Raw genomic sequence first — 10,844 nt, 5'->3', positions numbered from 1 at the left:
ACATAGGCAGGAGCCAGCTCCACCTCACCCGGACCAGGCGGCACGGCGATCGCGGGAGCCGTGTCCAGGGAGCGGGCGGAAACGTAACGGACGGCGAGTGTCATCGTGTCGTCAGGGTCCCTTCAGCGCGGACGCCGATGGTCAGCAGCAGGTTGGCGTAGGTGCGGGTGTCGGCGGTGACGATCGCCAGCGCCAGGTCGGGCGAGCGGGCGGCGTCGTAGAACTCGAAGCGGCCGAGCGTGTCGACCGGGAGGGGCGCCAGCATCGAGCGGTACTCGGCGATGGCGGGCGGCTCCGGTTCGCCCTCGGGCGGCACCATCACGTGCGCCGACTCGACGGGCAGGGCACGCAGCAGGACGTCGAGCACGGTGGTGACGTCCAGCAGGCCTGGGGCCAGGTTGAGATGGACGGTCCGGGCGCGCTCGCCGGTGGCGGTGCTCGCGGGGTAGTGGCCGTCTGCGAGCAGCACACGGGAGCCGTGACCGGCTCCGGCCAGGGACTCGAGGATCCCGGGGTGCAGCAGTTCCGTCAGGAGCACGGTGTCACCTCCTTCATGGGACGGGGGTCGAGGTGGTAGAAGGCGGTCGCGGTGCCGGCGAGCACCGCGTGGATCTCGGTGTCGGAACAGCCGTCCAGGAGTTCCTCTACGGTGGCGGCCCAGCGGTTCCAGCCGCCCGCGAGGTTCGCGACCGGCCAGTCGGAACCGAACATCAACCGGTCGGGGCCGAAGGCCGAGAGCAGGACGTCCCACACGGGGCGGATGTCGTCGACGGTCCACTTCTCGTGGTCCGCCTCGGTGATCAGCCCCGACACCTTGCAGCGGACCTGGGGATGCCTGGCCAGCATCAGCAACTGCTGTGCCCAGTCGTTGAGTTCGCGCTGTGCGATCGGCGGCTTGCCCGCGTGGTCGAGGACGAGCGGCAGTTCGGGGAGCCGTTCCGCGAGCCGGATCGCCTGCGGGAGCTGAGCGCTGCGGATCAGCACGTCGTATCCGAGCCCGCGCTCCCCGACCGCTCGCAACCCCCTTTCCACGTCCGGCCGCCCGAGCCAGTGCGGATCGGACTCGCCCTGCACGAGGTGGCGTACGGACCGCAGGTACCGGCCCGCCTGCCCGGTCCGCAGGTCGTCGAGTACGTCGCCGATCGCGGGGGACGTCAGGTCCGCCCAGCCGACCACGGCCCCGATCAGCGGGTCGAGGTCGGCCAGGGCGAGGAGGTCGCGGGTCTCGGGCACGGAGGCGATGCACTGGACGACCACCGTGCTCGTCAGTCGCCGCCCGGCGATCGGCCGGGTCGCGGCCGAGCGCAGGGCGTGCGGGCTGAAGTCGCGGCGGATCGGCTCGTGCCCCGGCTCGTCCAGCCAGGGCTGCGGCCGGACGTCCAGGTCCCAGACGTGGTGGTGGGCGTCGACGAGGGCCTGGTCCTCAGACACGGGCGGTCCAGACGGGGCCGTCGGGGTAGGCGTACTCCTTGAGGGAAGCCTGGTGCATCTGCGCGCTCAGCCCGGGCAGTGTCGGCGCAAGGTAGTGGCCGTCGACAATGCGCACCGGGTCGACGAAGTGCTCGTGCAGATGGTCGACGTACTCGATGACGCGGTCCTCGGTCGTGCCGGAGACGGCGACGTAGTCGAACATCGACAGGTGCTGCACCATCTCGCACAGGCCGACGCCACCCGCGTGCGGGCAGACCGGGACGCCGAACTTGGCGGCGAGGAGCAGGATCGCGATGTTCTCGTTGACCCCGCCGACCCGCGCGGAGTCGATCTGCACGATGTCCACCGCGCCGGCCTGGAGGAGCTGCTTGAAGACGACCCGGTTGGCGACGTGCTCGCCGGTGGCGACCTTGATGGGGCTGACGGCCTTGCGCACGGCGGCGTGGCCGAGGATGTCGTCGGGGGAGGTGGGCTCCTCGATCCAGTACGGCTGGTAGGGCGCCAGAGCACGCATCCAGTCGATCGCGGCCTGGACGTCCCATCGCTGGTTGGCGTCGACGGCGATGCGGATGCCGTCACCGACGGTCTCGCGCGCGGTGCGCATACGCCGTATGTCGTCCTCCAGGTCCGCGCCGACCTTCAGCTTGATCTGGGTGAAGCCGTCGGCGACGGCCTCGCGGGCCAGGCGGGACAGCTTCTCGTCGGAGTAGCCGAGCCAGCCGGGGGTGGTGGTGTAGGCGGGGTAGCCCCGGTCGAGCAGGTCGCCGATGCGCTGGGCGCGGCCGGGCTCTGCGCGCCTGAGGATTTCCAGGGCCTCCTCGGGGGTGAGGGCGTCGGACAGCCAGCGGAAGTCGACCTGCGCGACCAGCTCCTCGGGCGACATCTCGGCGAGGAGGCGCCACACGGGCTTGCCGGCCCGCTTGGCGGTCAGGTCCCAGGCGGCGTTGACGACTGCGCCGGTGGCCATGTGCATGGCACCCTTCTCCGGGCCCAGCCAGCGCAGTTGCGGGTCGTGGACGAGGGAGCGGGAGAACGCGCCGAGGTCGGCGCAGACTTCCTCGACCGACCGGCCCACCACGTACGGGGCGAGAGCGGCGATGGCGGCGGCCTGGACATCGTTGCCGCGGCCGGTGGTGAAGGCCAGGGCATGGCCCTCCAGTCCGTCGCCGGCGTCGGTGCGCAGGACGACGTAGGCGGCGGAGTAGTCGGGCTCGGGGTTCATCGCGTCCGATCCGTCCAAGTGCTCGGACGTCGGGAAACGCACGTCCAGCACATCCAGGGCGGTGATGCGGGCAGAGGCCGGGGATGCCTGGGAAGAGGACAGGGCGGATGACATGGCGGCAACTCCTGTGAGGTGCGGGGGCGAGACGACCCCTGGCGACGAGATGGGGGTGCGGCGGAGGACGGCGGGCGTCCTGGACGCCCGCCATTTCACTCCTGGACCTTGCCGCCCGTGATACGCGAGATGGCGAGGGCGACCAGGATGATCAGGCCGTTGAGAGCGCCGATCCACTGCGCGGGGACGCCCGCCAGCGTGAGCACGTTCTGGATCATGAAGAGCAGCAGGATGCCGCAGAAGGCCCCGAACATGGTGCCCTTGCCACCGTTGAGGCTGATCCCGCCGATGACGGCGGCGGCGAAGACGGTGAAGATGTAGCCGTTGCCCTGCGCGGAGGCCACCGAGGCCAGGCGTCCGGAGAGCATCAGCCCGGCGAGGGCGGCGAGGACACTGCCGGTGACGATGACGATGCACAGCACCCGGTCGGTGCGGATACCGGCCGCCTTCGCGGCGTCGACGTTGCCGCCGATGGCGTACAGCGAACGCCCGAAGCTGGTCCAGCCGAGCACCACGATCGCAACGGCGAACAGCACCAGGCAGACCCAGATGGACGCGGGCATCCCGAACCATTCGGCCGTGCCGAGGTAGAGCATCGACGGCGGCAGCTGGAAGAAGGTCTGGCCACCGGAGATGCCGGTGAGGACTCCGCGCAGCACGATCAGCATGCCGAGGGTGACGATGAAGCCGTTGAGGCCGAAGCGGATGATCAGCAGGGCGTTGATCACGCCGACGAGCGCGCCCACGGCCAGGGTGACGGGAACGGACCACGCGCCGGGGAGCAGTCCGAGTCCGTGCCCCGCGCCGACCGGCACGACCAGCCAGGCCGCGACGCCGGGCGCGAGGCCCATGGTGGACTCCAGCGACAGGTCCATCTTCTTGACGATCAGGATCATCGTCTGGGCCAGGACCAGCAGGGCCATCTCGGACATGGTCTGCAGGACGTTGATGAGGTTGTCGGCCTGCAGGAAGACCGGGTTGACGATCTGTCCGACGATCGCGATGACCACGATGGCCGGGACGAGCGCGAGGTCGCGCAGGCGGGCCAGGGGTATCCGGCCGCCGAGCAGCACGGTCCGCTTGGGCGCCGGCTCCGCGCCCTTGGCGGCGGCGGTGTCCGCGAGGACGGTTTCAGGCATCGAGGTCCACTCCTTCCATCGCCGCCACGAGGTCGTGGTCGTGCCAGCCGCGGGCGATCTCTGAGGTCACACGGCCCTGGAACATCACCAGGACCCGGTCGCACATGCGCAGGTCGTCGAGTTCGTCGGAGGCGATGAGCACTCCGGTGCCGGTGGCCGCGGTCTCCTCGACCTTGCCGAGGAGGAACTCCTTGGAGCGCACGTCCACTCCCGCGGTCGGGTTGATCAGGACCAGCAGCCGGGGGTCGTCGGCGAGGGCGCGGGCCATGACGACCTTCTGCTGGTTGCCTCCGGACAGGGCGGAGACGGGCAGTTCGGGGCCGGGAGTCTTGATCGCGAGGTTCTCGATCAAGCCTTCGGCGAGCCGGTCCCGGCGGCTGCGGCTGAGGAACCCGCCCTGGCCGAGCCTGCGGGGAACCGACAGGGTGGCGTTGTCCGCGATCGACATGTCGGGAACGAAGCCCTGGTGGTGCCGGTCCTGGGGGACGAACCCGGCGCCTGCGGCGAGCGCCGCGGGCACGCTGCCCGGCCGGGGCCGGCTCCCGGCGATCTCCACCTCGCCCGCCGCTGCCGCCCGCAGTCCCACGACGGTCTCGGCGACCTCGGTACGACCGCTGCCGGCGGCTCCCGCGAGGCCGACGATCTCGCCGGCCCCGATCTGGAAGCTGACGTCGTCGTACGCGTCGCCCCGCAGAGCGTGAACGTTCAGTGCGGCCGTGGCACCGGAGTCGAGGGCGCTCGTGCGTTCCTCGCGCCGGTCGGCCGCCGCCTCGCCGGTCATGGCGGCGACGAGGTCGGTGCGAGGCAGTTCCGCGACCGGTGCGGTCACGATGTGCCGGGCGTCGCGGAACACCGTCACCATGTCGCAGATCTCGTAGATCTCCTGGAGATGGTGGCTGATGAACAGGAAGGTCACGCCCTGGCGTTGCAGGTCGCGGATGCGGTCGAAGAGCCGGTTGATGGCCGCCCCGTCGAGCTGGGCGGTCGGCTCGTCGAGGATGATGAACCGGGCCCCGAAGGACAGCGCGCGGGCGATCTCGACGAACTGCCGCTGCTCCACGCTCAGATCACCGGCCGGGGTCTGCGGGTCGACGTCCACCGACCAGGCCGACAGCAGGTCCTGCGCGCCGCGGCGCACGCTCTGCCAGCTGATCAGCCTGTTCCGGCCGTGCTGCTGCCGGTTCAGGAAGAGGTTCTCGGCGACGGTCAGCGTGGGGATGATCGTCGACTTCTGGTAGACGCAGGCCACGCGTCGGCGCCAGGCGTCACGGTCGCCGAGCCGGGGGGCCGGCTCGCCGCCGAAGGTCACCGTTCCCTCGTCGGGGGCCTGCAGGCCGGTGAGGACCGACACGAGGGTCGACTTGCCGGCTCCGTTGCGGCCGACCAGCGCGTGGGTCTCGCCGGGCCTGATGGTGATCCGGGCGCCGTTCAGGGCCACCGTGGGTCCGAATCGTTTGACTATGCCCGTCGCCTCGACGACGGGCGGGTCCGAGGGGGCCCGCCCGTCGTCCGCCGGGGCGGGCGCGGGGGTGGCTGCTCGCTCCCCGTCGCTCATCTCAACCGCCTTGATCTCGTGGGCTGTTGTTCCGGAAGACGAATCAGCCGAGGTTGTTGCCCCACAGCGACTTGTCGTCGCTCTTGACGCTGGGCACGCCGCCGTAGGTGGCACCGTCGGCGGTGACGAGCGGGGCGGAGAGCTGGTCCTCGAGCACGCCCTCGCGCACCTGGATGATGGTGCTGTCGTGGTCGGTCTTGCCGGGCTTGAACGTCTTCCCGTCGATCGCGGCCTTGAGGTAGTACAGGGCGTACTTTGCGTACAGGTCGGCCGGCTGGGAGACCGTGGCGTCGATCTTGCCCTCGGCGATGGACTTGAGCTCCTCGGGGATGCCGTCGTTGGACACGACGAACACGTGCTTCTTGTCCTTCGGGTCCACCAACAGACCCTTCTGCTTGAGGACTTGGAGCGTGCCGGAGAGCGCGAAGCTGGACTCCATGTAGACGCCCTTGATGTCCGGGTTGGCCGTCAGGTCGGTCTGCAGCTTCTGGGCGGCGACGGCGCCGTCCCAGTTGGTGGCCTCGCCGAACACCTTGATGCCCGGGTAGTTCTTCTTGATGCAGTCGTTGAAGGCCTCGGTGCGGTCACGGCCGTTGATGGAGTCCAGGCCGCCCTCCAGCATCACGACCTTGCCCTTGCCGCCGAGCTTGGTGCCCAGGTACTGGCAGGCCTTCTCGCCGTAGGCGCGGTTGTCGGCGCGCACGACCATGAACACCTTGCCGCTGTCCGGGCGGGTGTCGACGGTGACGACGGGGATCTTCTTCGCCTCCAGCTGCGCGAGGGTGGGCGCGATGGCGGCGGTGTCCTGCGGGGCCATGGCGATGCCCTTGACGCCCTGGCTGATGAACGTCTGTGCGTTGGCGGTGAGTTTGGCGACGTCGTTCTGCGAGTTGGTCGTCTTCAGGTCCAGGCCCAGCTGCTTGCCGTACTGGGGCGTGTACTTGATGTAGGAGTTCCAGAAGTCGGTGTCGGAGCGCGGGTAGTCGACGCCGACCAGCGGCTTGTCGCCCGACGACGCCGAAGTGGTGGAGCTGCTGCTGCACGCACTGAGCAGAGCCAGGGCGGACAGGGCGGAGACGGCGGAACAGAGGGCGGTTCTGAGTCTCATCGGTGCTTCCTCGCGCCGGTCCCGTAGCGGGAGTTGTTTCGCCTCGACGACATCTGTGTATCGCCGTGCTGAAGAGATGGGATGTTTATAGGCGCGCCCGCGACCTCCTGTCTACCCCTGCGATCGGAGGATGTGCGTAGTGCCAGCTCACGACCCGCCCGAGACGAGAGCGGATGGCGTCACGGGGGCAAGATCCATCCCATCAATTATTGCGTTCAGGTCATTCGCATCGGTCACGAGGTTCTGACAGACATGCGATGTTTAGCCAGTGACAAATCGCAACAAACCGGCCGTATATATGTTCAACTACCTTGCCCTGTAGCCCTTTTCATCCCTGCACACTGGTTGACATCCCAGGGAGACATGGCGGACCTTCATGCGTAACAAACGGCGCCCCCAATCCCCTGTCCCCTTCTGCACCAGGGATGTCTCCATGTCGAGTTCGATCAGCAGACGCCACTTCCTGGCCGGTGCGACGTGCGTCGCCGCGGCGGCCGTTGTCGGAGGTGTGTTCGGTGCCGGGATCGCCCAGGCGGCGCCCGGCACGTACACGCCCGACTGGAACTCGGTCGACCAGCACCCGCCGGCCCCGGAGTGGTTCCAGGACGCCAAGTTCGGCATCTACTTCCACTGGGGCGTCTTCAGCGTCCCCGCCTACGACAGCGAGTGGTACCCGCGCAACATGTACCAGGCGGGCAGCAACGCCAACCAGCACCACATCGCGACCTACGGCCAGCCCTCGGCATGGCCGTACCACAACTTCATCAACGGGGCGCAGGACCTGGCGGGCAACTTCGTGAAGTTCGCGCCGAAGCTGAAGTCGGCGGGCGGGAACTTCGACCCCAACGAGTGGGCTCAGTTGTTCGTCGACGCGGGCGCCAGGTTCGCCGGCCCGGTCGCCGAGCACCACGACGGCTTCTCCATGTGGGACAGCCAGGTCAACGAGTGGAACTCGGTGAACAAGGGCCCGGGGCTGAACCTGCTGCAGCTCTTCTCCACGGCCATTCGCGCCAAGGGCCTCAAACTGCTGGTGGCCATGCACCACGCGTACCACTTCAACGGCTTCTACCAGTACGCCCCGGCCCAGACGGACCCGAGCCTGAAGAAGCTTTACGGGCAGCTGGGCTCGGCCGCGGAGAACCAGCTCTGGTACGACAAGCTCAAGGAGGTCGTCGACCGCGCCCAGCCCGACATCCTGTGGCAGGACTTCAAGCTGGACGCCGTCGACGAGACGCAGCGCCTGAACTTCCTGTCGTACTACTACAACCAGGCCAACAGCTGGGGCCGTGAGGTAGTCGCCACCTACAAGGACGGGTTCGACAACAAGGGCGAGGTCTTCGACTACGAGCGCGGCGGTCCGGCCGACATCACCACACCGTACTGGCTGACCGACGACAGCATCTCCAGCTCCAGCTGGTGCTACACGCAGGGCATCGGCTACTACAGCATCCAGCAGATGCTGCACTCGTTCATCGACCGGGTCAGCAAGAACGGCAACATGCTGCTGAACATCGCGCCGATGGCCGACGGCACCATCCCCCAGGCGCAGAAGGACGTCCTGCTCGGCATAGGCGACCATCTGAAGCGTTTCGGCGAGTCGATCTACTCGACCCGCGCGTGGAGCGTGTACGGCGAGGGCCCGACGAAGATGGGCGGCGGCTCCTTCACCAACCCGACGGCCGGCACGGCGCAGGACATCCGCTTCACCCGCAACAAGGACAACAACGTCCTGTACGCCACCGTCCTGGGCTGGCCGGGCAGCTCGCTGACGATCAAGACGCTCAGCTCGAACCAGATCAACCTGTCCTCGCTGGCCTCGGTGAAGCTCCTCGGCTCCACCGCCGGCACCTACATCGACCTGCCGACGCCGACCCAGAGCGCCTCCGGCCTCACGGTCACCCTGCCGTCCTCCGCGCCGTACAGCGCCAACGCCTACGTCCTGAAGCTCTCCTTCTCCGGCACCATCCCGGCCATGACGCCGCTCGCCGGGGCCGCCGCCTTCGCGGACGTCAACTACACCGGCAGCTCGGCCACGTTCGCCCTCGGCGACCACAACGCGGCCGACCTGACCGCGGCGGGAGTCGGCACGAGCAGCATCTCCTCCCTCCGTCCGGCCCCGGGCTACCAGGTGATCGGCTACTCGGGTGACAACTTCACCGGCACCGCCTGGACGTTCACCGCCGACAACCCCGACCTCAGGGTCACCGGCAACAACGATCAGATCACCTCGCTGAGGGTCCAGTTCAACCCGTCGACGTACTTCCGGCTCACCAACGTCACCGACGGTCTCGCCCTGGACAGCGGTGGCAACGTCGCCTCCGGATCGGACCTCAAGCAGTGGACCTGGAACGGCAGCTCCAACCTCCAGTGGCAGGCGGTCGATGTGGGCGGCGGCTACTACAAGCTGGTCAACCGCACCAACGGCATGGTCGCCGACGGCTGGGGCGCCACCGCGGACGGCTCCGTAGCCCGACAGGCCGCCTGGAACGGCGGCAGCAACCAGCAGTGGAAGATCACCCCCCGGGGCGGCAACAGCTACTCGATCGCCAACCGCACCACCGGCCTGGTCCTCGACGGCGGCGGCAACGTCTCCTCGGGCTCCGTCACCAAGCAGTGGACGTACGGCAGCAGCTCCAACCTGCTGTGGTCCTTCACGGCCGTCTGATCCCTTTCCCCGCGAACCCCCGCCGCCGCCCGGATTCCGCTCCAAGTCGACCGGGCGGCGGTGGGTCACGACGACGACGGGTCACCGCTCCGCTCCCCCACACCACGCACGGCCGACCGGACACAGGAGTCCCCCTTTGACACCACGCTGCGCGCCGACACCGCACTCACCGGGGTTCCCAGCAGCATGAGCTTCACCACGCGCGCCACCGTCCCCGGCGGCTAGGGCTACCTGAACCTGCGCGGCACCTACACCTCCGGACAGGGCGCCTTAGGCTACGAGGCCGTCACCCTCCGCAACGGCCTGTGCGTGGACGTGGAGGGCGGATCGGCGGCCAACGGAGCCAAGGTGATCCAGTGGCCGGCTGGCGAGGGAACCAACCAGCAGTGGCGGCTGGTCGCCCTCCGACCGTCGCCGCTGACGGTCGCCTCCTTGCCCGAGTGGCCGGCCCCGGGTCACGGGCCAGAGCCGTCCTCCACCTTCTCGAAGAAGAACTCGTGCTTGAGGAAGGAGACGTCGTACTCGTGGCCGGGCTGGGGCGGCAGTAGTTGGGAGGCCTGGAACAGGCGCCACCCGTCGTGCAGCGCGGCAAGCCCTGTGGCATAGGGCGGCTCGTCGCTGTCGCCGGTCGTCGGACGGGTACGGCCGGTCCCGTCGTAGCGGGACCAGCCCACGACGTCGGAGTCCAGCGCCGACGTCGCGAGATAGAGGACCAGAACCTGCTGCCTCATGCGTGACTCCTCAGGGCCGGCCGGTTGCTGACGCGTGTGACCCAGTACTCGACATCGAACGAGTCGTCACCGGTCAGGGCCCGCCACAGCAGTACCCGGTTGTAGATCTCCAGTCGGGCCGTGGCCTGCTCGTACCAGGGGAAGTACGTGTCGAGTTCCGCGGTCACCGCAGGATCGTGCAGGTCGGAGAGGTCCCACAGACGCACCTGCGGCACGGTCGGGTTGAGGCGGAGTTTGTACATGTAGCGACGGCCCGCGGTGTCGTTGCGGCGGCCACTGTGCCAGATGCCGTGGTGCACGAGAACAACCGTCCCCGCCGGGCAGGTCAGACGGGTCTGCCCCCTGAGGTTCTGGACCCGGCCGACGTCCGTCTCGTTGATCCTGCGCAGATGGCTTCCGGGCACACTGAGGGTGCCACCCATCTCGGCGGTCACCTCGTGCGGGTAGTACATGAGCTGGATGTCGAACGCATCCGGCCGCACATCGATGATCGCGTCCCCGTGGAGCGGCTGCGCCTGTCCCTCGTGCGGCTCGCGCACATGAACCGCGTGGTGGTCGACGGTCGGCTCGGGGCCGACCAGGCTCTCGACGGCGCCTGCCACGACCGGCAGGGCGAGCAGCTCGTGGACGAAGGTGTCCGGCGTGAACGCCGCGCCCAGCGGAGTGCCGTAGGACACTTCCGGCAGCCCCTCGGTCAAGGCCGCGACGGCCCGTTCGTTGATCTCCTGCGGCACCACCCCGTCCAGGCGCAGAAATCCCTGCGCGACGAAGCGCGCCACCTGAGCCGATGTCAGGAGTTGTTTGCTGGTTGACATGCGATGAAACGTACGTGCCCCGGGCGGATAGGTCGTGGGCTGAAATCCTCCAGTGCTGGTAATT

Annotated in this window: 9 protein-coding genes and 2 pseudogenes; 2 read left to right on the top strand and 9 right to left on the bottom strand. The window is 68.6% G+C overall.

What is annotated here, in order from left to right; translation table 11 throughout:
- From ACFY0P_RS49040 to ACFY0P_RS49010, 7 genes and pseudogenes are all read right to left on the bottom strand, one after another.
- A pseudogene (locus tag ACFY0P_RS49040) lies at positions 1-104 on the bottom strand (Zn-dependent alcohol dehydrogenase); the annotation flags it as partial.
- Positions 101-538: an RbsD/FucU domain-containing protein gene (locus ACFY0P_RS49035; RefSeq protein ID WP_388929000.1), complete on the bottom strand. Its 438-nt coding sequence runs from the start codon at positions 536-538 to the stop codon at positions 101-103. The gene ACFY0P_RS49035 and the pseudogene ACFY0P_RS49040, both read right to left, overlap by 4 nt.
- Complete coding sequence (locus ACFY0P_RS49030; protein ID WP_388928999.1) at positions 529-1,431, bottom strand: amidohydrolase family protein; 903 nt, start codon at positions 1,429-1,431, stop codon at positions 529-531. The genes ACFY0P_RS49035 and ACFY0P_RS49030 overlap by 10 nt, the downstream gene beginning before the upstream one ends.
- Entirely contained in the window at positions 1,424-2,767 is a 1,344-nt protein-coding gene (locus ACFY0P_RS49025) for an L-fuconate dehydratase (protein ID WP_388928998.1), read from the bottom strand. The genes ACFY0P_RS49030 and ACFY0P_RS49025 overlap by 8 nt, the downstream gene beginning before the upstream one ends.
- A gap of 95 nt (positions 2,768-2,862) precedes the next feature.
- Positions 2,863-3,906, bottom strand: coding sequence for an ABC transporter permease (locus ACFY0P_RS49020; protein WP_388928997.1), 1,044 nt, complete (start codon positions 3,904-3,906; stop codon positions 2,863-2,865).
- Entirely contained in the window at positions 3,899-5,461 is a 1,563-nt protein-coding gene (locus ACFY0P_RS49015) for a sugar ABC transporter ATP-binding protein (protein ID WP_388928996.1), read from the bottom strand. Before ACFY0P_RS49015 ends, ACFY0P_RS49020 begins: the two co-directional genes overlap by 8 nt.
- Positions 5,462-5,504: 43 nt before the next feature.
- The gene (locus ACFY0P_RS49010) at positions 5,505-6,569 is read right to left on the bottom strand and encodes a sugar ABC transporter substrate-binding protein (protein WP_388928995.1); all 1,065 of its coding nucleotides are present in this window, start codon (positions 6,567-6,569) and stop codon (positions 5,505-5,507) included.
- A 433-nt stretch (positions 6,570-7,002) separates the two neighbouring features.
- On the opposite strand from ACFY0P_RS49010, the gene ACFY0P_RS49005 reads away from it, so the two are divergent.
- Positions 7,003-9,234 (top strand): alpha-L-fucosidase, encoded by a 2,232-nt coding sequence (locus ACFY0P_RS49005; RefSeq protein ID WP_388928994.1) that lies wholly within the window; start codon positions 7,003-7,005, stop codon positions 9,232-9,234.
- 231 nt (positions 9,235-9,465) lie between these two features.
- Positions 9,466-9,627: pseudogene (locus tag ACFY0P_RS49000) on the top strand (RICIN domain-containing protein); the annotation flags it as partial.
- A 62-nt stretch (positions 9,628-9,689) separates the two neighbouring features.
- Here ACFY0P_RS49000 and ACFY0P_RS48995 read toward each other — a convergent pair.
- Together ACFY0P_RS48995 and ACFY0P_RS48990 are read right to left on the bottom strand one after the other, a co-directional pair.
- Positions 9,690-9,965: a hypothetical protein gene (locus ACFY0P_RS48995; protein ID WP_351485970.1), complete on the bottom strand. Its 276-nt coding sequence runs from the start codon at positions 9,963-9,965 to the stop codon at positions 9,690-9,692.
- A complete protein-coding gene (locus tag ACFY0P_RS48990; protein WP_388928993.1) occupies positions 9,962-10,780 on the bottom strand; it encodes a phytanoyl-CoA dioxygenase family protein in 819 nt (272 codons plus the stop codon). The genes ACFY0P_RS48995 and ACFY0P_RS48990 overlap by 4 nt, the downstream gene beginning before the upstream one ends.
- Between the last annotated feature and the right edge of the window lie 64 nt (positions 10,781-10,844).

The organism is Streptomyces sp. NPDC001714 (assembly GCF_042892755.1).
In the GTDB taxonomy this organism is placed as follows: Bacteria; Actinomycetota; Actinomycetes; order Streptomycetales; family Streptomycetaceae; genus Streptomyces.
Note: the sequence above shows the minus strand (reverse complement) of the source record. Positions and strands in the feature narration are given on the sequence as shown.

Bases quoted from the DNA above. Each gene is read 5' to 3' on its own strand.
- ACFY0P_RS49025 (WP_388928998.1), bottom strand. From the start codon at position 2,767: ATGTCATCCGCCCTGTCCTCTTCCCAGGCATCCCCGGCCTCTGCCCGC.
- ACFY0P_RS48990 (WP_388928993.1), bottom strand. From the start codon at position 10,780: ATGTCAACCAGCAAACAACTCCTGACATCGGCTCAGGTGGCGCGCTTC.
- ACFY0P_RS49015 (WP_388928996.1), bottom strand. From the start codon at position 5,461: ATGAGCGACGGGGAGCGAGCAGCCACCCCCGCGCCCGCCCCGGCGGAC.
- ACFY0P_RS48995 (WP_351485970.1), bottom strand. From the start codon at position 9,965: ATGAGGCAGCAGGTTCTGGTCCTCTATCTCGCGACGTCGGCGCTGGAC.
- ACFY0P_RS49020 (WP_388928997.1), bottom strand. From the start codon at position 3,906: ATGCCTGAAACCGTCCTCGCGGACACCGCCGCCGCCAAGGGCGCGGAG.
- ACFY0P_RS49005 (WP_388928994.1), top strand. From the start codon at position 7,003: ATGTCGAGTTCGATCAGCAGACGCCACTTCCTGGCCGGTGCGACGTGC.
- ACFY0P_RS49010 (WP_388928995.1), bottom strand. From the start codon at position 6,569: ATGAGACTCAGAACCGCCCTCTGTTCCGCCGTCTCCGCCCTGTCCGCC.